The organism is Kluyvera genomosp. 2, assembly GCF_036759865.1.
Lineage (GTDB): Bacteria > Pseudomonadota > Gammaproteobacteria > Enterobacterales > Enterobacteriaceae > Kluyvera > Kluyvera ascorbata_B.
In genome coordinates this window covers 138,826-165,546 of the sequence record NZ_JAPKIA010000003.1, presented here as the reverse complement: position 1 = coordinate 165,546, position 26,721 = coordinate 138,826, and the positions used below count along the sequence as shown (strand labels likewise).

Annotated in this window: 23 protein-coding genes; 15 read left to right on the top strand and 8 right to left on the bottom strand. The window is 57.9% G+C overall.

Annotated elements, in window-relative coordinates; translation table 11 throughout:
* The first annotated feature begins 48 nt into the window (after positions 1 to 48).
* From V6942_RS04170 to V6942_RS04155, 4 genes are all read left to right on the top strand, one after another.
* Positions 49 to 1,290 (top strand): MFS transporter, encoded by a 1,242-nt coding sequence (locus V6942_RS04170; protein ID WP_106924759.1) that lies wholly within the window; start codon positions 49 to 51, stop codon positions 1,288 to 1,290.
* Between the two features lie 17 nt (positions 1,291 to 1,307).
* Positions 1,308 to 2,336, top strand: coding sequence for a sugar phosphate isomerase/epimerase family protein (locus V6942_RS04165; RefSeq protein WP_333500837.1), 1,029 nt, complete (start codon positions 1,308 to 1,310; stop codon positions 2,334 to 2,336).
* Positions 2,333 to 3,484 carry a Gfo/Idh/MocA family protein gene (locus V6942_RS04160; RefSeq protein WP_182929355.1) on the top strand — a complete coding sequence of 384 codons (1,152 nt, stop codon included), beginning with the start codon at positions 2,333 to 2,335 and terminating at the stop codon, positions 3,482 to 3,484. The genes V6942_RS04165 and V6942_RS04160 overlap by 4 nt, the downstream gene beginning before the upstream one ends.
* A 76-nt stretch (positions 3,485 to 3,560) precedes the next feature.
* Positions 3,561 to 4,541 carry a LacI family DNA-binding transcriptional regulator gene (locus V6942_RS04155; protein ID WP_106924756.1) on the top strand — a complete coding sequence of 327 codons (981 nt, stop codon included), beginning with the start codon at positions 3,561 to 3,563 and terminating at the stop codon, positions 4,539 to 4,541.
* Here V6942_RS04155 and V6942_RS04150 read toward each other — a convergent pair whose 3' ends face one another.
* Both V6942_RS04150 and V6942_RS04145 read right to left on the bottom strand, forming a co-directional pair.
* The gene (locus V6942_RS04150) at positions 4,542 to 5,789 is read right to left on the bottom strand and encodes a mechanosensitive ion channel family protein (protein ID WP_182934676.1); all 1,248 of its coding nucleotides are present in this window, start codon (positions 5,787 to 5,789) and stop codon (positions 4,542 to 4,544) included.
* 77 nt (positions 5,790 to 5,866) lie between these two features.
* A complete protein-coding gene (locus V6942_RS04145; RefSeq protein ID WP_333500836.1) occupies positions 5,867 to 7,294 on the bottom strand; it encodes an MFS transporter in 1,428 nt (475 codons plus the stop codon).
* A gap of 107 nt (positions 7,295 to 7,401) precedes the next feature.
* Here V6942_RS04145 and V6942_RS04140 point away from each other — a divergent pair, with 107 nt between their 5' ends.
* Positions 7,402 to 8,265, top strand: a complete 864-nt coding sequence (locus V6942_RS04140; protein WP_333500835.1) for a helix-turn-helix transcriptional regulator — start codon at positions 7,402 to 7,404, stop codon at positions 8,263 to 8,265.
* Positions 8,266 to 8,350: 85 nt separating this feature from the next.
* Here the strand turns inward: V6942_RS04140 and nfsB are convergent, their stop codons facing one another.
* The 3 genes from nfsB to V6942_RS04125 form a co-directional block, all read right to left on the bottom strand.
* Positions 8,351 to 9,004 carry an oxygen-insensitive NAD(P)H nitroreductase gene (gene nfsB / locus V6942_RS04135; RefSeq protein WP_106924752.1) on the bottom strand — a complete coding sequence of 218 codons (654 nt, stop codon included), beginning with the start codon at positions 9,002 to 9,004 and terminating at the stop codon, positions 8,351 to 8,353.
* Between the two features lie 122 nt (positions 9,005 to 9,126).
* Positions 9,127 to 9,495 carry an MmcQ/YjbR family DNA-binding protein gene (locus V6942_RS04130; RefSeq protein ID WP_182965939.1) on the bottom strand — a complete coding sequence of 123 codons (369 nt, stop codon included), beginning with the start codon at positions 9,493 to 9,495 and terminating at the stop codon, positions 9,127 to 9,129.
* Positions 9,495 to 10,070, bottom strand: coding sequence for a TetR/AcrR family transcriptional regulator (locus V6942_RS04125; protein WP_106924750.1), 576 nt, complete (start codon positions 10,068 to 10,070; stop codon positions 9,495 to 9,497). Before V6942_RS04125 ends, V6942_RS04130 begins: the two co-directional genes overlap by 1 nt.
* A 190-nt stretch (positions 10,071 to 10,260) precedes the next feature.
* On the opposite strand from V6942_RS04125, the gene V6942_RS04120 reads away from it, so the two are divergent.
* Entirely contained in the window at positions 10,261 to 11,352 is a 1,092-nt protein-coding gene (locus tag V6942_RS04120; RefSeq protein ID WP_333500834.1) for an MBL fold metallo-hydrolase, read from the top strand.
* A gap of 42 nt (positions 11,353 to 11,394) precedes the next feature.
* Entirely contained in the window at positions 11,395 to 11,742 is a 348-nt protein-coding gene (locus tag V6942_RS04115) for a RamA family antibiotic efflux transcriptional regulator (RefSeq protein WP_106924749.1), read from the top strand.
* Positions 11,743 to 11,829: 87 nt separating this feature from the next.
* Here the strand turns inward: V6942_RS04115 and V6942_RS04110 are convergent, their stop codons facing one another.
* Positions 11,830 to 12,078: a DUF1158 domain-containing protein gene (locus V6942_RS04110; protein WP_106924748.1), complete on the bottom strand. Its 249-nt coding sequence runs from the start codon at positions 12,076 to 12,078 to the stop codon at positions 11,830 to 11,832.
* 506 nt (positions 12,079 to 12,584) lie between these two features.
* Between V6942_RS04110 and V6942_RS04105 the strand changes: the two genes are divergently transcribed.
* The 3 genes from V6942_RS04105 to V6942_RS04095 are packed head-to-tail and all read left to right on the top strand — an operon-like array spanning position 12,585 to position 19,541.
* Entirely contained in the window at positions 12,585 to 15,308 is a 2,724-nt protein-coding gene (locus tag V6942_RS04105) for a cation-transporting P-type ATPase (protein ID WP_182929352.1), read from the top strand.
* 56 nt (positions 15,309 to 15,364) lie between these two features.
* Positions 15,365 to 16,435 (top strand): efflux RND transporter periplasmic adaptor subunit, encoded by a 1,071-nt coding sequence (locus V6942_RS04100; protein WP_333500833.1) that lies wholly within the window; start codon positions 15,365 to 15,367, stop codon positions 16,433 to 16,435.
* 10 nt (positions 16,436 to 16,445) lie between these two features.
* Entirely contained in the window at positions 16,446 to 19,541 is a 3,096-nt protein-coding gene (locus tag V6942_RS04095; protein WP_106924745.1) for an efflux RND transporter permease subunit, read from the top strand.
* Here the strand turns inward: V6942_RS04095 and V6942_RS04090 are convergent.
* Positions 19,538 to 21,001 carry a PLP-dependent aminotransferase family protein gene (locus V6942_RS04090; protein ID WP_106924744.1) on the bottom strand — a complete coding sequence of 488 codons (1,464 nt, stop codon included), beginning with the start codon at positions 20,999 to 21,001 and terminating at the stop codon, positions 19,538 to 19,540. The two genes, V6942_RS04095 and V6942_RS04090, sit on opposite strands and share 4 nt — an antisense overlap.
* Before the next feature lie 232 nt (positions 21,002 to 21,233).
* Here V6942_RS04090 and V6942_RS04085 point away from each other — a divergent pair, with 232 nt between their 5' ends.
* From V6942_RS04085 to V6942_RS04070, 4 genes are read left to right on the top strand one after another with little or no spacing between them, the layout of a single operon-like run.
* Positions 21,234 to 22,085, top strand: coding sequence for a transporter substrate-binding domain-containing protein (locus V6942_RS04085; protein WP_106924743.1), 852 nt, complete (start codon positions 21,234 to 21,236; stop codon positions 22,083 to 22,085).
* 46 nt (positions 22,086 to 22,131) lie between these two features.
* Positions 22,132 to 22,773 (top strand): amino acid ABC transporter permease, encoded by a 642-nt coding sequence (locus V6942_RS04080; protein WP_106924742.1) that lies wholly within the window; start codon positions 22,132 to 22,134, stop codon positions 22,771 to 22,773.
* A 14-nt stretch (positions 22,774 to 22,787) separates the two neighbouring features.
* The gene (locus V6942_RS04075) at positions 22,788 to 23,453 is read left to right on the top strand and encodes an amino acid ABC transporter permease (RefSeq protein WP_333500832.1); all 666 of its coding nucleotides are present in this window, start codon (positions 22,788 to 22,790) and stop codon (positions 23,451 to 23,453) included.
* A complete protein-coding gene (locus V6942_RS04070; RefSeq protein WP_106924740.1) occupies positions 23,446 to 24,207 on the top strand; it encodes an amino acid ABC transporter ATP-binding protein in 762 nt (253 codons plus the stop codon). Before V6942_RS04075 ends, V6942_RS04070 begins: the two co-directional genes overlap by 8 nt.
* A gap of 252 nt (positions 24,208 to 24,459) precedes the next feature.
* On the opposite strand, the gene V6942_RS04065 is transcribed toward V6942_RS04070, so the two are convergent.
* Positions 24,460 to 25,224: an SDR family NAD(P)-dependent oxidoreductase gene (locus V6942_RS04065; protein ID WP_333500831.1), complete on the bottom strand. Its 765-nt coding sequence runs from the start codon at positions 25,222 to 25,224 to the stop codon at positions 24,460 to 24,462.
* A 180-nt stretch (positions 25,225 to 25,404) separates the two neighbouring features.
* On the opposite strand from V6942_RS04065, the gene V6942_RS04060 reads away from it, so the two are divergent.
* Entirely contained in the window at positions 25,405 to 26,721 is a 1,317-nt protein-coding gene (locus tag V6942_RS04060) for an aspartate aminotransferase family protein (protein ID WP_106924738.1), read from the top strand.

Genomic DNA, 26,721 nt, shown 5'->3' with positions numbered 1-26,721 from the left:
TTTTCACGTGAGCTGTATTTGTAATCGATTACTTTTGAGGGTGAGAACATGGTGTCTACAACGGAAAGTCGTGAACGTAGCGGCGTACAGCACCGGCTGTTAGTGCCGCGCCTGTCGCTTATGATGTTTATGCAGTTTTTTATCTGGGGAAGCTGGTCGGTCACGCTCGGGCTGGTCATGACCCAGTACAACATGTCGCTGTTGATTGGTGATGCTTTTTCTGCGGGGCCGATTGCCTCGATTCTATCGCCGTTCGTTCTGGGGATGCTGGTTGATCGCTTTTTTGCTTCGCAGAAGGTCATGGCGGTCATGCACCTGCTGGGTGCGGCGATTCTGTGGTTCGTACCGCAGGCGCTGGTGGCGCAAAATGGCGCGATGCTGATAGCGCTGCTGTTTGGCTACACGCTTTGCTATATGCCGACGCTGGCGCTGACGAACAATATTGCGTTCCACAGTCTGAGCAATATCGACAAAACGTTCCCGGTGGTGCGCGTATTCGGCACCATTGGCTGGATTATCGCCGGTATTTTTATTGGCGTGACCGGTATTTCGGATACCACCGGCATCTTTACGCTGGCGGCGCTGTGTTCGGTCGTACTGGCGGTGTATAGCCTGACGCTGCCGCACACGCCAGCCCCGGCAAAAGGGCAGCCGCTCAAGCTGCGCGATCTGTTCTGTGCCGACGCTTTTGCGCTGCTGAAAACCCGTCACTTCCTGGTATTTGCGGTCTGCGCCACGCTGATCTCGGTACCGCTAGGCACCTACTACGCCTATACCGCCTCGTTCCTGGCCGATGCGGGCGTCGCGGATGTCAGTACCGCGATGTCCTTCGGCCAGATGTCAGAAATTATTTTCATGCTGATTATCCCGCTGTTGTTCCGGCGTCTTGGCGTGAAGTACATGCTGCTGATTGGCATGCTGGCGTGGTTCGTGCGCTACATGTTCTTTGCGCTGGGCATCAATGAAGAAACGCGCTTCCTGCTGTATCTCGGCATTCTGCTGCACGGTGTGTGCTACGACTTCTTCTTCGTGGTGGGCTTTATCTATACCGACCGCGTGGCGGGCGAAAAGGTCAAAGGGCAGGCGCAAAGCATGGTGGTGATGTTTACCTACGGTATCGGCATGTTGCTCGGATCGCAGATTTCCGGCGCGCTGTATAACCATCTGGTGGCCGGGCAAACCGTTCCGACGGCCTGGGTGAGTTTCTGGTGGATTCCCGCCGTCGCAGCGGTGGTTATCGCATTGATTTTCCTTGTCTCGTTTAAATACAACGAGCAAGAGCAGGCGTGAATTTTTAAGGAGGGGGTATGAAAACTATCAAGGGACCGGGCATTTTTCTGGCGCAGTTTATCAGCGGTCAGCCGCCGTTTAATACGCTGGACGGGCTGGCGGAGTGGGCGGCGGGGCTGGGCTTTAAAGCGCTACAGCTACCGTGCAACCACCCGACGATATTCGACCTGACGCAGGCGGCGGCGAGCCAAACCTATTGTGATGATATCGCCGGGCGGTTAGCGGAACGCGGGCTGGCTATCAGCGAACTGTCAACGCATCTGGAAGGGCAGCTTGTCGCCGTTAACCCAGCCTACGACAGCGCTTTTGATGCTTTTGCTCCGGCGGCGCTGCGCGGCGATCCGACGGCGCGGCAGCAGTGGGCGGTCGCCAGCGTTAAAATGGCGGCGCAGGCTTCGGCGCGCCTGGGTCTGAAGGCGCATGCGACTTTCTCCGGTGCGCTGGCCTGGCCCTATTTTTATCCGTGGCCGCCGCACAATGCGGCGCTGCTGGATGAGGCGTTTAAGGCGCTGGCAAGCCGCTGGCGGCCAATTCTCGACTGCTTTGATGAGCACGGCGTCGATCTGTGTTACGAGATCCACCCCGGTGAGGATCTGCATGACGGCGTGACCTTCGAGCGTTTTTTGCAGCAGGTGGGGAATCACCCACGCTGCCATATGCTGTATGACCCTAGCCATCTGCATTTGCAGCATATTGATTATCTTAGCTATATCGATATTTACCATTCGCGCATTCGCGCTTTTCACGTTAAAGACGCCGAGTTTCAGCGCAACGCGCGTAGCGGCGTTTACGGTGGCTATCAGAACTGGGCGCAGCGCGCCGGGCGTTTTCGCTCGTTGGGCGACGGCGATATTGATTTCAAGAAGATATTCAGCAAATTAACCCAGTACGACTTTGACGGCTGGGCGGTGATGGAGTGGGAGTGCTGCCTCAAGGATGCGCAAACCGGCGCACGCGAAGGCAGTGAATTTATTCAGCGGCATATCATCCCCGTCTCCGCGCGGGCGTTTGATGACTTTGCCGCCGGTAGCGAGGTTCGTGGATGATTCAGGTTGGTATAGTGGGTTCAGGTTTTATTGGCCCGGCGCATATTGAAGCGCTGAGGCGACTGGGGGATGTTGAGGTGGTGGCGCTGTGCGATGCTTCGCTGGAGCAGGCGCAGGCAAAGGCGCGGCAGCTCAATATTCCATCCGCCTACGGTGATGTCGAGGCGCTGCTGGCGCATCCTGGGCTACAGGTGGTGCATAACTGTACGCCTAATTTTCTGCACGCCTCGGTCAACCGGCAGATTTTACGTGCGGGGAAACACGTCTTCTCTGAGAAACCGCTGTGCATGACGCCGGAGGAGGCGCGCGAGTTGGAACAAATGGCGCAGGATGCGGGCGTGGTCCACGGCGTCAGCTTCGTCTATCGCCAGTTTGCGATGGTACAGCAGGCGGCCAGTATGATGCGTGCAGGCCAGACCGGCCGTCTGTTTTCAGCCTACGGCGGCTATCATCAGGACTGGATGCTGCTAGAACACGACTTTAACTGGCGAGTCGATGCGGAGCAGGGAGGCGTATCGCGCGCGGTGGCCGACATCGGATCGCACTGGTGTGACACGGTGCAGTTTGTTACCGGACGGCGAATTGTGGAAGTGATGGCCGATCTGGCTATCGTCTGGCCGACGCGCAAGGCCAGCCTTGACGCTCAGGCAACGTTTAGCGAACGCGGCGAAGCGCTGGCGTATCGCGATGTCCCGGTCACGACGGAGGATGCCGGCTCGGTTTTGTTCCGCTTCGATGACGGCAGCAAAGGCTGTTTTAGCGTCTCGCAGGTCAGCGCCGGGCGTAAAAATCGTCTGTATTTTGATATTAACGCCAGCGCCTGTTCGCTTGCCTGGGATCAGGAAACGCCGCAACAGCTGTGGATTGGTCAGCGTAGCCAGCCCAACCAACTGCTGAGCGATGACCCCGGGCTGCTGAACGGCGACGTGGCCGGGCAGGCACACTTCCCCGGCGGTCATAGTGAAGGCTGGCCTGACGCGTTTAAAAATATGATGGGGTATTTCTACCGTGCCGTGCAGAGTGGGAAAATGCCAGCCGCCGCTGAACGCCGTTTTGCCTCGTTCAGTGAAGGGGCGAATGTGATGTATATTGTTGATGCTATTGTGAAAAGCCATCAGCAGAGACGCTGGATACACGTTGAACAATAACCCTGTGCCCGGTACGCCGGGCACGTTTTTTGTGGTAGCCTGCACGCAAAGCGTTAACTGCAGGGAATGGCGTTGTATGTCAATTCAGAAAATCGCTCAGCTGGCGGGCGTTTCGGTAGCGACCGTGTCGCGCGTGCTGAACAACAGCGAAACGGTGAAGGCAAAAAACCGCGAGCGTGTTCTTCAGGCCATTAAAGAGAGCAACTACCAGCCTAACCTGCTGGCACGACAGCTACGCACGGCGCGTAGCTCAATGATTCTGGTGATGGTATCGAACATCGCCAACCCGTTCTGCGCCGAGGTGGTGAAGGGCATCGAAGAAGCGGCGGAAAAGAACGGTTACCGTATTCTGCTGTGCAACTCCGGTTCGGATATTGAGCGTTCGAAATCCGGCCTGCGTCTGCTGACCGGCAAAATGGTCGACGGTATTATCACTATGGATGCGTTTACCCGCCTGCCGGAGCTGACGACCGTGATTGGCGACGCGCCGTGGGTTCAGTGCGCCGAGTACGCTGATGCGGGCGACGTTTCCTGCGTGGGGATCGACGACGTCAAGGCTGCCGAACATGCGGTGGGCTATCTGGCGGCGCTCGGGCGTCGGCACATTGCGCTTATCAACCATGACCTCAACTACAAATATGCGCGCCTGCGTGAACAGGGCTATAAGAACGTGCTGGCGCGGGAAAGCCTGGCGTACCAACCGGTAGAATACGCCAGCGACCTTAGCGCCGCTGCGGGCAAGGCGGCGATGAAAAAGCTGCTGGCGATGAACCCGCGTCCTGATGCCGTGTTTGCGGTATCCGACGCGCTGGCGGCGGGAGCCCTGCGCGCCGTGGAGCAGGCGGGGCTGCGCGTGCCGCAGGATATTGCGGTGGTGGGTTTTGACGGTACGGAGCTGGCCGAAATGGTGTCACCGCAGCTGACGACCGTGGAGCAGCCGTCGCGTGAGATTGGCGCCCACGCCGTCGCGCTGCTGCTCAACAAAATCGAAAACCCCGACGCCCGTCCAGAACGAACCATGCTGGACTGGCGCTTTATTTCACGCGCCAGCGCCTGATTATTGCTGCCCCATCGCGCCTGCCAGGGCGCGAATATCGTTACCGGTCGGCGACTGATGAATCCGTAAGCCAAACTCTTCGACCACGGCGAAAATATGGTCAAAAATATCGGCCTGGATGCTTTCATATTCCGCCCACACTACGGTATTGGTGAAGGCGTATATCTCAATCGGTAAACCGTTATTATCCGGTGCCAGCTGGCGAACCATTAGCGTCATATCTTTGCGAATGCGCGGATGGTTACGCAGATATTCATTGAGGTAGGCACGGAAGGTACCAATATTGGTCATCTTGCGCAGGTTCAGCACAGAGCCATCGCCGCCGTGCTCCTGATTCCACAGGCTAATTTCCTCATGACGCGAGTCCATATACGGTTTTAGCAGGCGTGCCTGAATTAACCGCTGTTGCTCTTGCTCGTCAAGAAAATGCACGCTAGTGGTATCAACATTAATGCTGCGCTTAATGCGACGGCCGCCCGAAGCCGACATGCCGCTCCAGTTTTTGAATGAGTCAGAGACCAGCGACCAGGTGGGGATGGTGGTAATGGTATTATCCCAGTTCCGCACTTTGACGGTAGTTAAACCAATATCGGTTACCGCGCCGTCGGCCCCGTATTTCGGCATCTCCAGCCAGTCGCCGAGCTTCAGCATGTCGTTTGCAGAAAGCTGAATTCCCGCCACCAGACCGAGAATCGGATCCTTAAATACCAGCATTAATACCGCCGCCATTGCCCCGAGGCCGCTGATTAAAATAGCCGGCGATTGCCCCAGCAGTAGCGAAATCATCAGAATGCCAATCAGGATCGCGCTGACCAGCTTAACGCCCTGGAATATCCCCTTCAGCGGTAGCTGCGAAGAGAACGACAGCTTCTGTGACAGGTTAAAAATAACGTCCAGCAGCGAGAAGAACGACAGCAGCGCATAAAGCATCACCCACAGCTGGGCGGCGGTGGTTAATATTTGCGCCGCATCGCTGCCTTTTTGCAGCCACAGTACGGCCTGCACGTTGACGATAATCCCCTGCAGGGTAAACGCCAGCCGGTGGAAAAGTTTATTCTGCGTAATAATTTGCAGCCATAAATGGCTGCTGGCCTGCGCGCGTTTTTCAAAGGTGCGTAGCACCACCCGATGGAGTATCAGATGGACAATGATGGCAGTGAGAAAAATAATACCAAAAATGATGATCAATGAATTGGTATGGTTTATTTCAATGCCCATCTCTTCTATCTGTGTAATCAGTTCCTGCATAACATCTCCTGTATAGCCAGCTAATTATAATGGCTGCGATGGCTATATTATGCAAACGGCTATACAGGAACTTAAGGTTACGACGTTGCCAGCGCCGGACGGTGGTTTAAATGATGGCGCAGACAGATAGCGATGACCGCAAGCGCCAGCATCATCACCGCTTCTACGCCGAGAAAGCCGATCATCGCATCGGTATAGCTGCCGCGGTGGCTATGCATGAGCGCCAGCAGCAATGAACCAAACACCGCGGGACCGAGGCCCAGCGTGGCCTGCTGTAGCGTGCTTAGCAACGCACTGCCGGCGCCCGCGTCGTTGGCGGTGATGTCGCGCATTCCTACCCGATAGAAGCAGTTCACGATCAGCGCCTGACCGTAGCCAATCAGCGCCGTCGACGGCGCCAGCGCCAGAGCGGTTGTCGCATGCGCAAAATGATGGAAGGTTGCCATCAGCAGCAGCAGACCGCTTATCTGTATGGCCAGACCCGCAAGCAGAATCCGCCCCATGCTGTGGCGAGTAATCAGCTTAGGCGCATACAGCGCCGAGATGAAATAGGCTACGCCCAGCGCCACAAAGCTGTTACCCGATTGCCATGGCGCCATGCCCAGACCAGACTGCATGGTGAGCGCCATGCAGAACATAAAGCCGGACCAGGCGCTGAAAAACAGCAGGGCGATCGCCATACCAAAGCGGACGCTGGCGAGCTGGAGCAGACGCGGGGGCAGCAGAGGATGCTCGCCGCGTCGCTGTTGACGTAGCGCGCTGGCACGCATCCACCACAGCAGCGGAATAATCGCCAGCAGCATCAGGCGCAGCGGCCACGGCCAGCGGAGTTCCGGCCCCAGCGCCATCGGGAACAGCAGACAGCACAAAATCAGTCCAAGGCTAAAAGTGCCCTGCCAGTCGATTCGGGTATGCTCATCGCGGCGGGTTTCCGGCACGTAGCGGCGGCTATAGGCCAGCACCAGCAGGCCTATCGGCACGTTGATAAAAAAAGCATTACGCCAGCCGAGCCCGGCAATATCCGCGGAAACCAGCCAGCCGCCGCACATCTGCCCGACGATAAACGAAATGCCGCCAATGCCGCCGTACAGGCTGATGGCGCGAGCGTGGGCGCTCCCTTTCAGCGTCACGTGCAGCGTGGCGAGAATTTGCGGCACGATGAACGCTGCCCCTGCGCCCTGTAAGGTGCGGGCGGCCAGCAGGGCGGTGATTGAGTTCGCGAGCCCGCACAGCAAGGACGCGAAGCTAAAGATTGCCACGCCCCACATAAACAGACGGCGGCGGCCATAGTTGTCGCCAAGTTTACTGCCCATCGCCAGGCAGACGGCGAACGCCACGCCGTACAGTGCGACGATCAGCTCCAGTTGGGTGGGGCTGGCGTGCAGTGATGCGGTGATGGAGTCGAGGGCGACGTTGGTGATCGAGGTGTCGATCTGGGGCAACATCAGGCCGGTTAACAACAGGAAAAGCCCCGCGCGACCGGGGGAAACAGCAGACGTTTTCATAGTAGCTCCATTGCGTCGTTCAGCGAATGGACGTAGCATCGCTGATTCAATAAACGGGTACCAGTTCCTGGTTATACGGGTATTGGCACTACCATGCTGGAGAGATGATGAGCCTTATTACCCCGGGTGAAGCCGCCGCACCGACCGCGCGGCAGGACGATAGCCGCAAGCAGCTGGGCGCTTTTCTTCGCGCGCGGCGGGAAAGCCTCGATCCGCAGCGCCTGGGGCTACCGCGTAGCGGACGGCGGCGCACACCCGGCCTGCGCCGTGAAGAAGTGGCGATGCTGGCAGACGTTGGCGTGACCTGGTATACCTGGCTGGAACAAGGGCGCGAGGTTAACCCCTCGGTGGCGGTGATGCAGGCGATTGCCGAGGCGCTGCAGTGCAGCGAGCTGGAGACGCGCCATCTGTTCGTGCTGGCTGGGCTGAAACCGCTGGAGTCTGCCTACGTGCCGCTTTGCGAAGGTATCAGTCCAGGCGCGCGCCGCATGCTCGACAGTTTGCTGCCGCAGCCGGCCAGTATTCAGCGTGCGAATTTCGACATTGTGGCGTGGAACGACGCGTTTTGTCGGCTGATGGGCGTCGATTTTTCGACCATTCCTGAAGACGATCGAAACTGTATTTATCTGTATCTGACGCATCCCGGCTGGCGCAGCCGCCTGGCGAATCGCGACGTGCTTGCGACATTTGTGTCTTACTTCCGTGCCGCCATGGCTGAACATCGCGGTGACGCGGCGTGGGAGAACAAGCTGGCGCGCTTCTTTGCCGCTTCAAGCGAGTTTGAGGCGCTATGGCATCAGCGCTATGACGTGCGCGGCGTTGAGAATCAGATCAAAGATTTTCACCATCCTGAGTTCGGCGAATTTCAGCTGCAGCAGATGTACTGGTACTCTGCGCCGCGTAATGGCTCACGTTTGCTGGTGTACTTACCGGTGGATGATATTGGGGAAGCGGTGCTGGCGAAGCTCTAGTCCGAAAACGGTTCCGGCGCCGCCGCACGTGTCCGGGCTACGCAATAAGAGTAGCCCGGCTACGCACAGCGCCGCCGGGGCTAAATCAGATCTCAGTAATCACCGTTTCTTCCGGCAGGCGAGATTTCGGCAGCGTCTTGTTGAAATCTTCTACGCTGTGGTAGCCCACCGGCACGACAACCAGGCTGGTATAGCCTTTTTCTTTCAGGCCAAATTCTGCGTCGAGAACATCGGCGTCGAAGCCTTCGATGGGTACTGCGTCCAGGCCCATTGCGCCCACGCCCAGCAGGAAGTTGCCGACGTTCAGGTAAACCTGACGCGCGGCCCACTGGTCATCGTCGTGACGATCTTTACGGTGCAGGTCGGCAAAGAAAGTGCGGCCTTTGTGGTTCGCGGCTTTCGCTTCCGGCGTCGCAAAACGGCCGTCGGCATCTTCCTGGTCGACGACTTTTTCCAGCCAGGCATCGTCGATGGCGGTTTTGGCGCAGAATACCACCACATGAGAAGCATCCAGCATTTTACGTTCGTTAAACACGTAGCCGCCCGCAGCGGATTTCGCCACGCGCGCTTTGCCTTCGTCGGTACTGGCGACGATAAAGTGCCACGGCTGAGAGTTCGTGCTCGACGGGCTATAGCGCAGCAGGGTATTGAGATGAGCTGCCTGCTCGGCGGTTAACTTTTTGCTGGCATCAAAGGCCTTGGTGGAATAGCGCGCTTTTGCAACGGAAACGATATCCATAAAAACTCCTGAATGATGATAGACACCGCGTATCGGTGCGTTGAATCAAAGCAGGGTACCGCGCGCTGTGACAAATGAGAAGGGTGTTAAATGCGATAACACTTATCGCATTTAACGCAAAATCAAACCGGGCGCACCCGCGTCTGGACGCGTTTGGGCAGCTTATCGACGACCCGGTTCCACGAATCTTCAATCAGGCTTTCCAGCAATTCCGGCACGATCTCGTCGCCAGGATAGACCGAAATCCAGTGCTTTTTGTTCATGTGATAGCCCGGCTTAATATGCGGGTAGATAGCCTGATGCAGTAGGGACTGTTCGGGATCGACCTTCAGGTTGACGATCGCTTCACCGCGCAGAAAGGTTTTGATCATAAAGATCTTCCCCTCGACGGTAAACACGTCATATTCCGGCCCGAAAGGCCAGTAGACGTCAGAAAAGGGCAGGGTCAGGGCAAAGTCGTGCGCCCGCTGGTGCAGCGTTTTTCCGTCCATTAGTCGTCCTCGGCCAGCGCCAGCCACATGGCTTCAAAACCCAGCGCCTTCAGCGTATCGGCCCGCAGCGGTTCGCGGCTGGCAAACTCAATGGTGGTTTCCGCCAGCGACAGGAACAGGGCGTCGCCAAAAGCGCGAAATTCGTCGGACATAAACACCGGACGCACCGAGCGTTGGCAAAGCTTTTGCAGCTCCGGGAACATGGCTCTGACCTGCTGCACCGTCTCTTCGGTAATTTTTTCGCTCACCGCCATGCGGCGAATGGCCTGGTGGCCGGTAGGGTTGCGTACGCCCCAGTCGATATAGCTGTTCCAGATGCCGTGGGTAAAGGCCTTGGGGGAGTCGGTATCGACAAGCCCGGCGAGCATCGCCTGGCAGAGGTCGCTTTTCAGATGCAGGTAAAGTGCGTTCAGCAGGTCGTCTTTGGTGGCAAAATAGCGAAACAGCGTGCCCTCAGCCACGCCCGCACTGCGCGCAATCATCGCAGTCGAAGCGGCAATGCCGGACTGGGCAATGGCGCTGGTGGCGGCTTCCAGTAACGCTTGTTTTTTATCTTCACTCTTTGGACGAGCCACTACACTTTACCTCTCTGACTGTAAAAAAATGTGATTGAAACATGCCAACCCCAGGGACTTCAACGTCGATTGTCAAAATTTGAAAATTGCTTGACGATTTTTTCTGCCTCTTTCTATAATGAGTGCCTACTCACTCATAATCAATCTTTTTAGTGTGGCTTCCTGGATGAGGCCGGTTTTGGGTCTGGATATGAAACCTTTCATCATCAGTGTGGTTGCCATCATGCTTATTGCCAGTGCAGCAAGCCTGTCCTTTGTTCTGAATCCCGGCTTCGGTCAGGTGCCGCAAGGGGCAGAGAAGAGTCAGATTGAGCGTTCGCCGAACTACCGCGACGGGGCGTTTCACAACAGCCTGCCGACGCCGGGGTTCACCAGCGATAAAAATATGCTGATGGCGTGGTGGGAATTCCTCACCGCAAAGCGTGAAAACGCGCGCCCCTCGCGCCCGCTGCCGCTGGTAGCGACCGATCTTGCCAGCCTGCCGCGTGACCAGGATACGTTAATCTGGCTGGGCCACTCGTCGTGGTATCTCCAGCTGGCGGGCCAGCGGATCCTGATTGATCCGGTGTTCAGCAGCTATGCCGCGCCGTTTTCGTTTCTGAATAAAGCCTTCGACGGCGACTATCCGTGGCGCGCAGAGACGATGCCGGAGATCGATCTGCTGATTATCTCCCATGACCACTACGATCACCTCGACTACGCCACCATCAAAGGGCTGTTGCCGAAGGTTAAGCGCGCCGTCGTGCCGCTGGGCGTCGGGTCGCATCTGCGCTATTGGGGCATGGCAAACGACATCATTACCGAGGCCGATTGGCAGCAGAGCGTGACGCTTAGCGATGCGTTGAGCGTGCACGTACTGCCGGCGCGGCATTTTTCCGGCCGCGGCCTGAAGCGTAACCAAACGCTGTGGGCGAGCTTTATGTTCGTGACGTCGCAGCAGAAGGTGTATTACAGCGGCGATAGCGGCTACGGCCCGCACTTCAAGGATATTGGCGAACGGTTTGGCAAGGTTGACGTGGCGATACTGGAGGACGGTCAGTATGACCAGGACTGGCGCTACATCCACATGATGCCGGAGCAAACCGCACAGGCGGCAGTGGATCTGCGTGCGGACCGAGTGGTGCCGGGTCACGCTGGGCGCTTCGTACTGGCCAAACATACCTGGGACGATCCGTACAAGCGGCTGGCGCAGGCCAGCAAAGATAAAGCATATCGGCTGCTGACGCCGATGCAGGGCGAGCCGGTTCGCCTGGCGGACGCTATGCAAACATTTCGAGCCTAGTGGGAATAGCCACCGGCTGTCGTTAAGCGAGGGGAAGGGCGTATGACCGAATTAGCCACTCAGGTAATCGACACTCTGGTCGAATGGATTGACAATAACCTGCATCAGCCATTGCGTATTGATGAAATCGCCCGCCGGGCGGGCTATTCAAAATGGCACCTGCAGCGTCTGTTTTTACAGCACAAAGGGGAGAGCCTTGGCCGCTACATCCGTCAGCGCAAGCTGAATCTGGCGGCGGATGAACTGTGTACGACCGATCAAAAGGTCTACGACATCTGTCTGAAGTACGGGTTTGATTCCCAGCAAACGTTTACCCGCATTTTCACCCGCACGTTTAATCAGTCGCCGGGTGCCTATCGTAAAGTGAATCATCGCCCGCGGGCGCATTGATTCTGCCCTGATTGTAGGCCGGATAAGGCGCTAGCCGCCATCCGGCAACGTGCATCGGTGTGCCTGATGGCGCGTTGCTTATCAGGACTACGCCGCCAGCGAGAACCAACGTCGCCAGACGTAGCGAATCACCAGATACTCAATCGCCCCCAGGGCCAGAAACCACGCGCAGAACAGCACGGTATAAAACTGGTTGAGATCCATAAAATGGAAGGTCTCAACCAGCTTTTGCGCCAGCGTCAGTCCCAGCGAAGGCGCTGGAAGCAGCAGGCAGGAAAGGAACGCCATCAATAAAATACCGGCGGCGGTCATCAGTGATTCAAGAGGATGCTTCATGCGTTGTTAATCTTTGGTTAAAGATATTATTGTCCGGTAATTTTTATTTGAACGCAATGTTTATAATTTAATATACCTCCGGTTGAATATTTAAAACAAATGCTCAAGCCTACGAAAATAATCGTATGGCAAAAGGGTAAATAATGTTTTGAATTAAATTAAATAATGCTTTCGTAAATAAACGTCATGCTCAGGATAATAGTTTTACAAAAGTATAAGTACTGTATCCAACCAGCGTCGCAATCACGATAGCCAGCGCGATGTACAGCGCCAGGCGGCGTCCTCTGTAGATTCCAAACATAATGACCTCGTTTAGATGGGGTTTAGGAACATTCTGTAATATTAATATTAGTAAATCAACTGAATGTCGTTTTGAAATTTAAAAAGCGGAGATATTGTGAACTAACGAATATTTCTTCGCTTAATTAAAAATATCCAACGATGTCGCCTTGGCCAGAAATGAATTCAGGCTTTCCGTTTGCAGGAATTTAAAAGGAAAATTTATCGTGTCGAAAATGATGAATGCCAAAAACGTGCCGCACGGGGACTACGACCCGCAGGTGCACGCGTACCAGCAGCCGACCGAGCGGGTGCTATCGCAGGTCAACAGTCAGCCCGAGGGGCTGGCGGCGGCCGAGGCGGCGGAGCGCCTGAATACCTACGGCCCTAACGCACTGCCAGAAAAGAAAGGTAAGCCAGCGTGGCTGCGTTTCCTCGCCCACTTTAACGATGTGCTGATCTACGTCCTGCTGGCCGCAGCGGCGCTGACTGCCGTAATGGGACACTGGGTCGATACCTTCGTCATTCTTGGCGTTACGGTGATTAACGCCCTGATTGGTCATATTCAGGAAAGCAATGCGGAAAAATCGCTGAAAAGCATCCGCAATATGCTCTCCAGCGATGCACAGGTTATCCGTGATGGTAACCATCAAACCGTCGCCACCACCGAGCTGGTGCCGGGCGATATCGTGGTGCTGCGCGCGGGCGACCGTATTCCGGCCGACATGCGCCTGATTGAAGCGCACAACCTGCGCGTGGAAGAAGCGATTCTGACCGGCGAGTCGACCGTTGTGGATAAACACACCGACGTCCTGCACGGTGAACTGCCGCTGGGCGACCGCACCAATATGGTGTTCTCTGGCACCACCGTGAGCGCAGGCGGCGGCATCGGGGTGGTTGTGGCTACCGGTCAGGAGACCGAGCTCGGCCACATCAACCAGATGATGGCGGGTATTGAAAAGCACCGCACGCCGCTGCTGGTGCAGATGGACAAGCTGGGCAAAGCGATTTTCGCCATTATCCTGGCGATGATGGCCGCGCTGTTCGTGTTCAGCATGCTGCTGCGCGACATTCCGCTGGGCGAGCTGCTGCTGTCGCTGATTAGCCTCGCGGTGGCCGCTGTACCGGAAGGTCTGCCGGCGATTATCTCGATTATTCTGTCTCTGGGCGTACAGGCCATGGCGCGCAAGCGGGCGATTATCCGCAAGCTGCCGACCGTGGAAACCTTAGGGGCAATGACCGTGGTCTGCTCGGATAAAACCGGCACGCTGACCATGAATGAAATGACCGTGAAGGCGATTATCACCGCCGATAGCTGCTACCGCGTAGACGGCGATAGCTATGAGCCGCACGGCAACATCTACCTGGAAGGCAGCAACGAGCCGGTAAAAGTACAGCCGTACACCGTGCTCGAGAAATACCTGCGCACCATCGATCTGTGTAACGACAGCCAACTGGTAAAAGACCCGCAGGGCCACTGGGGGATTACCGGCGGCCCAACCGAGGGCGCGCTGAAGGTGCTGGCCGCGAAAGCGAGCCTTGAGCCGCTGCGTACCCAGCTGGTAGCGAAGATCCCGTTTGACTCACAGTACAAGTACATGGCAACGCATTTCCAGCTGGCCGACGAAGAGATTGTGATGGTGACCGGCGCGCCGGACGTCCTCTTCGCGCTGTGTCAGCAGCAGCAGACCGCACGTGGCGTGGTGCCGTTTGAGCGCGGCTACTGGGAAGCCGAAATGGCGCGCTTTGCCAGCCAGGGGCTGCGCATGGTCGCGGCGGCCACCAAGCCTGCTAACGCTGGGCAGAACACCCTCGATCACAGCGACCTGCAGGACGGTCTGGTATTCCTCGGCATTGCCGGGATGATGGACCCGCCGCGTCCGGAAGCCGTTGATGCGATCCACACCTGTCAGAATGCCGGGATCCGCGTCAAGATGATCACCGGCGATCACCCGCAGACGGCGATGAGCATTGGCCAGATGCTGGGGATCCGCAACAGCAGTGAAGCGATGACCGGCTACCAGCTGGAGCACATGGATGACGCCGAGCTGGCAAAAGCGGCGGTCGAGTACGATATCTTCGCCCGTACCAGCCCGGAGCATAAGCTGCGCCTGGTGAAAGCGCTGCAGGAAAGCGGCGAGATTGTTGGCATGACCGGCGACGGCGTTAACGACGCCCCGGCGCTGCGCCAGGCCGACGTGGGTATCGCGATGGGCATCAAAGGCACCGAGGTGACCAAAGAGGCCGCGGACATGGTGCTGACCGATGACAACTTTGCCACCATCGCCAGCTCGGTAAAAGAAGGGCGTCGCGTATACGACAACCTGAAGAAGACGATCCTGTTCATCATGCCAACTAACCTGGCGCAGGGGCTGTTGATTATTATCGCGCTGCTGGCGGGTAATATTATCCCGCTGACGCCGGTACTGATTCTGTGGATGAACATGGCGACCTCCGCCACGCTCTCCTTTGGCCTCGCATTTGAAGCCGCTGAGCGTAACGTGATGAACCGTCCGCCGCGTAAAACCGGCCAGCACGTGATGGATGCATTTGCCGTCTGGCGCGTCGCCTTTGTCGGTTCGATGATTGCCGTTGCCGCCTTCATCCTTGAAGCCTGGCTTGCGCCGCGCGGCCACAGCGCCGAGTTTATCCGCACCGTGTTGTTGCAGATGCTGGTGACCGCGCAGTGGGTTTACATGATTAACTGCCGCAGCAGCGACCGCTTCTCCCTGAATAGCGGCCTGCTGAAGAACAAAGGTATCTGGCTGGTGACCGGCGTGCTGCTTCTGCTGCAGCTGGCGATTATCTACCTGCCGCTGATGCAGACGCTGTTCGGCACCGAAGCGCTGCCGCTGCGCTACTGGGGCATCACCCTGGCCATTGGCGCCGCGATGTTCCTGGTCGTTGAAGTTGAAAAGCGTCTGACCCGCCGTTTCCGCAAGACAACCTAGTGATGACCAGCCCCTCTCCTGGCGGAGAGGGGCACTTGCCACGCAAGGATCCCCTCATGAAGAAAACTTTCCGCCTCGCCCTGTTGGCCTGCGGCCTGGCAGGCTGCACGCTGGCTTACGCCTCGGTACCGGTACGTGTCGCGACCGTTGAGCGCGCGCCGCACGCGGTGGAGCGTCAGCTACCGGGCCGCGTGGAGGCTATCCACGCCGTTGAAATCCGCGCACGCACCGAAGGCACCATCGTGCAGCGCCACTTCCAGGACGGCCAGAACGTCAGTCAAGGCGATCTCCTTTTTACGCTTGATGATGCCCAGCCGCGGGCGGCGCTGGCGCTGGCACAGGCCGAACTGAAAAGCGCTCAGGCGTCGCTACGCCAGGCACAGCAGCTGCTGACGCGCTACCAGAGTCTGAAAACTAACCACTCCATCAGCCGTAACGACGTTGATACGGCTCAGATGCAGCGCGACGTTGCCGCCGCCGCCGTTGAGCAGGCGAAAGCGCGGGTAACGGCGCAGCAGATAACGCTCGACTACACCCGTATTACCTCACCGGTAAGCGGCCGCGTGGGCCACAGTGCCTTTCACGTCGGCACGTTGGTCAATGCCGCCAGCGGCGTGCTGGTGGATATCGCCCAGCTTGACCCCATTCGCGTGAGCTTCGCGCTGGATGAGGCCGCGTTCTACAGCAAAGCGGGACAGCATGCGGATATCCGCGCGCTGAAGGCGGCCTGGCTGGCGCAAATTACCCTCGATGGTCAACGTGAAGACGGGGTGCTGACCTCGGTCGATAACCGTATTGATGCCCGTACAGCCAGCGTGGCGGTACGCGCAGAGTTTGCCAATCCGCAGCATCGGTTGCTGCCCGGCGGTAACGTCACAGTGACGCTGCGTCCGCAGCAAATGGCCGAGAGCGTGATGATTCCGGCGGCAGCCGTGCAGCAGGATGCCAAAGGCTATTTCAGCTGGGTGCTGACGGCGGAGAATACCGCCGGGCAGCGTCGGCTTGAGCTGGGCGGCCAGCAGGGACAGACCTTCGCGGTGGCGAAAGGGCTTAACGCGGGCGAGCGCGTGATCACCGACGGCGCGCAGCGCCTGACGGACGGCGCCGCCGTGCAGCTATTGAATTAAGGAGCACAGGATGCTGACGTTTTTTATCCGCCGTCCGCGTTTCGCGATGGTGATTGCGCTGCTGATGGTCTTTGTGGGCGCCGTCGCGCTGAAGCTCATTCCGGTGGAGCAGTACCCGCAAATCACGCCGCCGGTGGTGAACGTCAGCGCCAGCTGGCCGGGTGCCAGCGCGCAGGATGTGGCCGAAGCCATCGCCGCGCCGCTGGAGACGCAGCTTAATGGCGTTGATCATATGCTCTATATGGAGTCGACCAGTTCCGATGACGGCGCTTACAGCCTTAGCCTGACCTTTGCCGCCGGAACTGACCCGGATATGGCGGCCATTGACGTCCAGAATCGCGTGGCGCAGGCGGTGGCGCAGCTGCCGACCGAGGCGCAGCAGAACGGCGTACAGGTGCGCAAACGCGCCAGCAATCTGTTGATGGGCGTCAGCCTTTATTCGCCTGACGGCACGATCTCGCCGCTACAAATCAGCAACTACGCCAGCACTCAGGTTCGCGAAGCGCTGTCGCGCCTGCCGGGCGTCGGCCAGGTACAGATGTTTGGCGCACGCGATTACAGCATGCGCATCTGGCTGCGTCCGGACCGCATGAACGCGCTGAATATCACCAGTGAAGATATTGCCCAGGCGCTGAATGAACAGCACGTACAGGGTGCCGCCGGTCAGGTGGGGACGCCGCCGGTGTTTAACGGTCAGCAGCAAACCCTGACCATTAATGGGTTAGGGCGGTTGAGCGAGGCCGAGGAGTTCAGCCGTATTGTGGTGCGCAGCGGCGAACAAGGGCAGCTGGTACGCCTTGCCGATGTCGCCAATATTGAACTGGGCGCGCGCAGCTACAGCTCCAGCGCGCAGCTCAACGGCGTCGATTCGGCCTATATGGGGATTTACCCGACGCCTACCGCGAACGCCTTACAGGTCGCAAACGTTGTGCGCGCGGAACTGACGCGTCTGCAAGACCGATTCCCGGCGGATCTGGCCTGGGAGGTGAAGTTTGATACCACCCGCTTTGTTGCCGCCACGATCAAAGAGATTGGGACCTCGCTGGCGCTGACGCTGCTGGCAGTTGTGGCCGTGGTTTCTTTATTCCTGCAAAGCCTGCGAGCGACGCTTATTGTGGCGCTGGCGATTCCCGTTTCGCTGGTAGGGACGTTTGCGGTGCTTTACGTCCTGGGCTACAGCGCCAATACCCTGAGCCTGTTTGCCATCATTCTTGCGCTGACGATGGTGGTGGATGATGCCATTGTGGTGGTGGAAAGCGTAGAAGGACACATGGCCGAAGGGATGGGCCGACAGGAGGCCACCGCGCTGGCGCTGAAACAGATCGCCGGACCGGTGATCGCCACCACGCTGGTGCTGTTGGCGGTATTTGTACCGGTCGCGATGCTGCCAGGGATCGTCGGCGAGCTGTACCGTCAGTTTGCCGTCACGCTCTCTACCGCGGTCACGCTGTCGAGCATCGTGGCGCTGACGCTGACGCCGGCGCTGTGTGCGCTGCTGCTGCGACCGCGTCCGGCACAACCTGCCAGGCTGTTCCAGCTGTTTAACCTTGGGCTGAACACCACCCGCGACGGCTATGGTCGCCTGGTGGCGTGGATGAACCGCCGCCCGCTGGTGGCCGTTGGCGCAACCCTAAGCGCCGCGCTGTTGGTGGCATTGAGTTTCTCCATGATGCCGAAGGGATTCCTGCCGCAGGAAGATCAGGGCTACGTGTTCGCCAACGTCCAACTGCCGGAATCGGCCTCTCTTGAGCGTACGGAAGCGGTGATGGCGAAAGCGCGCGACCTGCTGGGCGCACATCCGGCCGTTGAGGATGTGATTCAGGTGTCTGGCTTCAGTATTCTTAGCGGCACCAGCGCCTCTAACGGCGGGTTTATTTCGCTGATGCTGAAAGACTGGTCGCAGCGTGCGTCGCTGGAGACGGTCATGGCCGAACTGCAGCGTCAGCTACACGCGCTGCCGGAAGCCAATATCATGCTGTTCGCACCGCCGACGCTGCCGGGACTGGGCAGCGCCGCAGGCTTCGATTTGCGCATTCTGGCGCAGGCCGGGCAAACGCCTGCCGAGCTGGAGCAGGTGACGCGGCAGATTCTGCAGCAGGCGAATCAGCATCCTCAGCTGAGCCGGGTATTTACCACCTGGAGCAGCAACGTGCCGCAGCTGACGTTGAACGTGGATCGCGATCAGGCCGCGCGGCTGGATGTCCCGGTTTCGCGCATTTTTAACAGCCTGCAAACTGCCTTTGGCGGCACGCGTGCCGGTGATTTCAGCATTAACAACCGCGTGTATCACGTGGTGCTGCAAAATGAGATGCAGTGGCGCGAGCGCGCTGAGCAGATCGGCGAGCTGTTTGTCCGCAGCAATCACGGCGAGCGGGTGCGGCTGAGCAACCTGGTGACCATTACGCCGACCGTGGGGGCGCCGTTTATTCAGCAGTTTAACCAGTTCCCGTCGGTGTCGGTGAGCGGCTCCGCGGCGGAAGGGGTGAGCAGCCGTACGGCGATGAGCGAGATGGAAAAACTGCTTGCCGCGCACCTGCCCGCGGGCTACGACTACGCGTGGAGCGGGCTGTCGTGGCAGGAGCAGCAAACCGGCAACCAGGCTATCTGGATCGTGCTGGCGGCGGTGGCCATGGCGTGGCTGTTCCTCGTGGCGCAGTATGAAAGCTGGACGCTGCCGGCAAGCGTCATGCTGTCGGTGCTGTTCGCTATCGGCGGCGCGCTGCTGTGGCTGTGGGCGGCGGGCTATGCGAACGATGTTTATGTACAGATAGGTCTGGTGTTGTTAATCGCCCTCGCAGCGAAGAACGCTATCCTGATCGTGGAATTCGCCCGCGAGCGCCGCCAGTCGGGGTTGTCGATCGTGGAGGCCGCACGCGAGGGGGCAACCCGTCGTTTCCGCGCGGTTATGATGACGGCAGTGTCGTTTATTATCGGCATTATGCCGATGATGTTCTCGACCGGAGCCGGGGCGCAGAGCCGACGGATTATCGGCACCACGGTGTTCAGCGGCATGCTGGTGGCGACGGCGATCGGCATCCTGTTTATTCCGTCGCTGTACGTCTTGTTCCAGCGGCTGCGCGAGTGGGCGCACCGGCGGCTCGGTTAACCCATCTGCGCCAGCTGGGCACGCAGCACCTCGACCCCCGGCGCGATGGCGTCGGGGGTAATGGCGTGAAAGCCCATGCGGAAGAAATTATCCGGCGGGGTGGCATCCAGAAAATGACGTGCGCCGGGCTCTATCAACACGCCGGTGTGGGCGGCACGCCAGGTGAGCTGCTGGGTGCTGATGTGCGTCGGCGTGCGAAGCCAGAAGGCGTTGGCGTGTTCGCTGCCGGGCAGCGGCTGGCATTCTGGCATTTGCGTCATTAGCGCCTTGTGCAGCATGTCCCAGCGGCGCGCGGAGTCATCGCGATAGCGGCGCAGATGCGTTTCGTAGTGGCCCTGGGCAAGGAAATGCGCCATCTGATACTGAATGTTGCTTGGCGGATGGCGGTACACCAGACGGCGCAGCGCCCGGGCTTCATCAATCAAGTCCGGATCGGCGACCATAAACCCCAGACGCAGACCCGGCGACAGCGCCTTCGACAGGCTGCTGACGTACACCACCCGCCCGCTGCGATCGCTGGCCTTTAGCGCGGGCAGCGGGTTAGCCTGAAAGTTACTCTCCGAATCATAATCATCCTCAATAATCACCGCGTCGTGCTGGGCGGCGTGCGCCAGCAGCTGGCTGCGCCGCGCCTTACTCATGGTCACTCCGGTGGGGACCTGATGACCCGGCGTGACGTAGTAGTAATCGCAGGGCAGGTTATTTAACACGATGCCTTGTTCATCGACCGGGTGCGGGACAATCTGGCAGTCGCTGAGCATAAAGGTGTTAATCGCCTCGCGAAAACCGGGGTTCTCCACGCCAACCCGGGTCTGACGCGACAACAACAGGCGAGTGAGCAGGTACAGCGCATTCTGCGATCCGAGTGTAATCAGAATTTCGTCCGGCGCGGCAACGATACCGCGTTTGGGCAGTACGCGAGTGCGAATTTGCTCAATAAGCATCGGTACGTCCTGATCGATATGGTCTACCACCCAAGCCGGATCGCGCGTGCCGCCGTGCAGCCAGTTAGCGGCGGCCCGCCAGTTGGTCAGCGGGAAACAGCGGGTATCGGGTTGACCGTAAATAAACGGGTAGCGGTAGTGCATCCAGCCCGCGGGCTTCAGAATTGACTCCTGCTGACTGGGGGTGATGTTCAGCCGTTTGCCCCATGATGGTGCGCGGCCGGCGTCGTCGGGTGCAGGCGCTGGCGTCGCCAGACGCGGCGCATGATAATCCGGATGCAGGTAATAACCGCTGCGCGGGCGGCTGACCAGATAACCTTCGTTGACCAGACTTTCAAACACCAGCGCAGTGGTATTGCGTGAAACCTGCAGCTGCTGGGCCAGCTGGCGGCACGACGGCAGCGGCGTGTCGGCGGCAAAAATCCCGCCGAGAATGGCGTTCACCAGCGATTCGCGGACCTGCTCTTGTAAACCGCGCTGCGCGTCGAAATCCACATGCAATAAGTGCCGAATCATTCGCTGCTCCCCTGATTATTCGCGTTATCAACGTGCAGCAATTTTTGTACCAGCCTGAAACCGTCTGCCACAAGCGCGTGCGAAAACTGGCTCTATTCAGAATGCAAAAAGTCTCCCTACAGTAAAAACGTCGCCAGTCAGCCTCCCCAATGCGTCTGTCGGCACATATCTTGCAAAGTCTCCAGCGCGTCTGGAATAAACGTATCGGACATATTTGAGTAGGGGTCAAACGATGAAAAAAACGCTCGGTTCATATTATCTTGCCGCCATCATGGCGATGACCTTTTCTTTGCAGGCGGTCGCTGCCGATTTACCGGAAATTGAAAAAAACGGCACCTTAAAAGTGGCGACGGAAGATGATTACGCGCCGTTTAACTTTATGAATAACGGCAACGCTGACGGTTTTAATAAAGACATGCTGGCGGCGCTGCGCGAGTACGCCAAATTTAATGTGACGCAAAGTATTCTGCCGTGGACGGGGTTATTAGCCGCGGTCTCAACCGGGCAATACGATATGGCACTGACTGGCGCGGTGGTGACCGATGAACGCCTGAATGTGTTTAATTTTACCCCGCCGTGGGCCTCGGCTCAGCATTATTTCGTTAAGCGTGCGGGCGATAATTCGCTGAATACCATTGCAGACCTCAGCGGTAAAAAAGTGGGCCTCCAGGCGGGCAGCGCGCTGCTGGCGCGTTTACCGGAGCTGAAGGCGATGATTGAGAAAACCGGCGGCAAGCTGGGGCCGGTGGTGGAATACCCGTCCTATCCTGAAGCCTACGCGGACCTGGCCAACAAGCGCCTCGACTACGTGATCAACGTGGTGATTTCCGTTAATGACCTGGTGAAAGCCAAGCCGAAGGTCTTCGCCAAAGGCCTGGCGGTATCCGGACCGGGCTATATGGCCTGGCCTATTCCGAAGAACTCACCGGAGCTTCTGGCGTATATGACCAAATTTATCAATCACATGCGTGAAACCGGTAAGCTCGCCGAGCTGCAGAAAAAATGGTTTGGCGAAACCTACGATGACCTGCCAACGGAGCCTATCACCAGCGCCGCGCAGTTCCACAAGCTGGCTGGGCAGTAAGCAACGCGGCGGGAAACCGCCGCCCGTATGACCTCAGGAGGGCAACATGGACTCAATAGCATGGCAGTTACTGATTGAAGGCGCATGGACGACCCTCTGGATTTCGGCCATCGCCATCGCGTTTGGCGTGGTGATTGGGCTGATTATTGCCTTTGTGCGCATGATGAAGATTCCGGTGATAGATCAGCTTCTGGTTATCTATATCAGCCTGGCGAGGGCGACGCCGCTGGTGACGCTGGTGCTGTTCCTGTTTTTATCGCTGCCGACGGTGGGCATTAACCTTGATAAAACGGTTGCCGCCATTGTGGCATTGACGCTGAACACCTCGGCGTTTAATGCCGAAATCTGGCGTAATGCGTTTCGCACCTTTCCGCGCGAGCAGCGCGAAGCGGCAGAATCGGTGGGAATGCGCCGCTGGCCCTACTTTCGCTACATTATGCTGCCGCAGATGTGGCTGGAAAGCCTGCCCGCGCTGGTCAATGAAATGTCTTTTTTAATCAAAGGAAGCCCGGCGATTGCGGTAATTGGCGTGGTGGATCTGACCCGTGTGACCAACCGTATTGCCTCGGTGACCTATGAACCGCTTTCCCCCATTCTGGCGGCCGGGCTGCTGTATGTGGTGATAATCGGCCTGCTGCTCAAGCTCCAGAGCCTGGCGGAACGTAAAGCAAAACGACTGGCGCGCTAAGCCCGGGAGGACTGATGAATCAATGGGCAATTATCTGGGCCGAGCACGACAACTTTATTGGCGGGCTGCTGGCGACGCTTGAACTGTTTATTATTGCTGCTGTTGTTGGGTTATTTATCGGCACCCTGCTGTGCTATATCACTGAATATCAAAAACGGGTGTTAAATAACCTGATTATGGGGTTGGTAAACCTGATGCGGGCTATCCCTTTCCTGATTCTGGCGTACCTGTTGTATTACGGTTTGCCGGAATTAGGCATCAGTATGGAAGCCTGGACAGCAGGGCTGCTGGCATTAATTATTTATCATGGCGCTTATTTCTTTGAAATCCTTCGTAGCCAGCGACGCGTCTTTTCCAACGGCTATATCGAGGCCGCTGTGGTGCAGGGATTTTCTCGCTACACTATTTTTCGCCGTATTGTTCTGCCTAATATTTTTTCCTCCGCGCTGCCGCTTTTGGGCAATCAGCTGATTATTTGCCTGAAGGACACCGCGTTTCTCAGCATTATTACCGTACAAGAAATCACCGCCGCCGCCAACAGCGTGCAGGCCACCTACTTTATTCCGTTTAATGCCTTTATTGTCGCGATTGCGCTGTATTGGGCCATCAGCATTGTGCTGGAACTGCTGGTGAAACGGCTAACTGTTTATAGCGCGAAACGAGGAATGAGCCATGTCTGAGACTACAGCGGTAAGCGTAAAAAACGTCTCCAAACAGTTTGATAATGTTGAAGTGCTGCGCGATATCAACCTGACGGTAGAGAAGGGGACGGTGGTCAGTATCCTCGGCTCGTCCGGATCGGGAAAATCAACGCTGCTGCGTTGTATGAACTGGCTGGAGCAGCCGGATCGCGGGGAAATTCGTATCGGTGGTCAGCGCATTGGGGTCAATGAGCAGAACGGAAAAGCCATGTCGCACCGCGATCTGTCGAAAATTCGTGAGCGGGTCGGCATGGTTTTCCAGAGCTTCAATCTGTGGCCGCATTTGACCGTGCTGCAAAACGTGATGGAAGCGCTGCTGCACGTAAAGGGGATGCCGCGCGACGAGGCGCGCGCCGTTGCCGAGCAGCAGCTGAAAAAGGTGGGGATGGACCATAAGGCTGATGCCTATCCGATCACGCTCTCCGGCGGGCAAAAGCAGCGGGTGGCGATTGCGCGATCGCTGGCAATGTCGCCGGAGGTGCTGTTATTTGATGAACCGACGTCGGCGCTGGATCCGGAACGCGTTAACGAAGTGCTGAGCGTGATGAAGTCGCTGGCGGCAGAGGGGTACACCATGGTGGTGGTGACGCATGAGATGGAGTTTGCCCGTCAGGTTTCCAACGAAGTGGTGTTTCTTGAAAAAGGGATTTTGATAGAGAAAGCGCCGCCGGAGGTTTTCTTTACGGCGCCGAAGTCGGAGCGGGTGAGGCAGTTTTTGCAAAGTAGTCGTTAATACCAAGGGGGGATATATTTGGGATTATCACTCCGTTGCGCTCCCTTTCAATTCCAGTCATATAAATTGCGCGGGCGCGGGGATTGCGAAGGGGGGCGCGGCCGCCCCCCTTGGCCCGTTCACCGGTGAAGGAACTTCATATTCCACCCGACGTAAAGTGAACGGAACCCCTCACCTCACTGACAAATATCACTTTTTTCCCTGTAATTTGTGCATAAAAGCCCCCCTGGAAAGGAGAGGTAGAAAACCACACTAATCCCGGTCAATGGCAAACGGCTGCCACGCCTGACGTACCGGCATCACCTCCACGCGGTTAATATTCATATGGTCCGGCAGCGTCGCAATGTAGAACATCTGCTCGGCAATATCCTGCGCCGACAGTGGCGTGGTGCCCCGGTACAGCGCATCGGATGCCGCCCGGTCGCCTTTGGTGCGCACCAGCGTGAACTCCGTCTCTGCAATGCCCGGCGCCAGATCGGTCACCCGCACGCCGGTACCTAACAGATCGCAGCGCAGGTTATAGCTGAACTGCTTAACGAACGCTTTACTCGCTCCGTAAACGTGGCTGCCCGGGTATGGCCACTGTCCGGCGATGGAACCAATGTTAATAATACTGGCCCCCGCGCCGTGACGAATCAGGGTCGGCAGCAGGGCGTGGGTGACGTTGACCAGCCCGGTGACGTTGGTATCAATCATCGTCTGCCAGTCGGTCAGTTCCACCTTCTGCGCCGGCTGCGGCGCCAGCGCCAGCCCGGCGTTATTGATAAGCGCGGTGATATCGGCAAACGGCGCGGGCAGGTCGGCAACGGCTGCGGCCACCGCGGCGCTGTCGCGCACGTCAAGTTCTATGATGTGGACCGGTGCCAGCGGCGCCAGCTCGGCCTGTAACGCCTGTAGACGCGCCAGCCGACGGCCGCTCAGTACCAGCGCCCAGCCGGCGCGCGCAAACACGTGCGCCGCCGCTTCCCCAAAGCCGGAGGTCGCTCCGGTAATAAACACCACGTTTTGTTTTTGCATTGTGCTCTCCAGTGCAGGTTGTTCCGAACACTATAAAAACCGTGGCGTCACCTGCCGAGGGACAGTCTGCGTAAGGCGTTGTGACACCGTTGTCACAGCCGTCGGTCTACACTGGCTCTATCACTTTTTTTTCCGCCGACGACATGATGAGCCATAGCCAACCGTATGTGAGGAACGACGATGACAGAGTTGAACAATCAGGCCATTCGCCAACTGGACAGAGAGTTTGTTTTTCATTCCTGGTCGATGCAGGGTAACCTCAGCCCGCTGGTGATTGCCGGGGCGAAAGGGTGTGAGCTGTGGGATTATGATGGCAAAACCTATCTGGACTTCAGCAGCCAACTGGTCAACGTGAACCTCGGCTACCAGCATCCCCGGGTGCTGGCGGCAATGAAAGCGCAGCTGGAATCTTTGGTGACCATCGCCCCCGCTACCGCCAACCTGGCGCGCGGTGAAGCGGCGAAGCGCATTATTGGCCTCGCGCCGGAAGGGTTTAGCAAGGTGTTCTTCACCAACGCCGGGGCCGATGCCAACGAGAACGCGATTCGCATGGCGCGCCTGTACACCGGGCGCGATAAAGTGCTGTCAGCGTATCGCTCGTATCACGGTAACACCGGTAGCGCGATTGCGGCGACCGGTGACTGGCGACGCGTACCGAACGAATATTCGCGCGGCCACGTCCACTTCTTTAACCCGTACCTGTATCGCAGTGAATTTAATGCGACCACCGAGCAAGAAGAATGCCGCCGTGCGCTGGCGCATTTACGCCGGATGATTGAATGTGAAGGTCCCTCGTCAATTGCGGCTATTTTGCTGGAGTCGATTCCGGGGACTGCCGGGATTCTGGTGCCACCGGAAGGATACATGAAAGGCGTGCGGGCGCTGGCGGATGAGTTCGGCATTATTCTGATTCTCGATGAAGTGATGGCCGGTTTCGGCCGCACCGGCAGCTGGTTCGCGTTTGAACAGGACGGGATCGTACCGGATCTGATCACTTTCGCCAAAGGTGTCAACGCCGGTTACGTACCGGCCGGCGGGGTGATCATTAGCGAGAAGATTGCCCGCTATTTTGACGATCATTTCTTTGCCGGCGGGCTGACCTACTCAGGGCATCCGCTGGCGATGGCGGCGATCGTCGCTACGCTGGATACCATGAAAGAAGAAGGCATCGTTGAAAACGCGGCGCTGATAGGTAACGGCGTGCTGCGTCAGGGGCTGGATGCGCTGGCGGAGGCTTCGCCGCTGGTGGGCCACGTTCGCGGCCGTGGCGTCTTCCAGGCGCTGGAGTTGGTGAGCGACCGTGAGAAGAAAACGCCGCTGGCAGCAGGGGATATGGCGGAGATTAAGGGCGCGTTAACCGAAGCGGGGCTGCTGAGTTTCGTGGTGGAAAACCGCATTCACGTGGTGCCGCCGTGTACTATTAGCGCCGAACAGGTGAAAAAAGGGTTGGGTATTCTGCACAACGTATTAGGCCATTTTGCCCATTTAGCCGTGTAG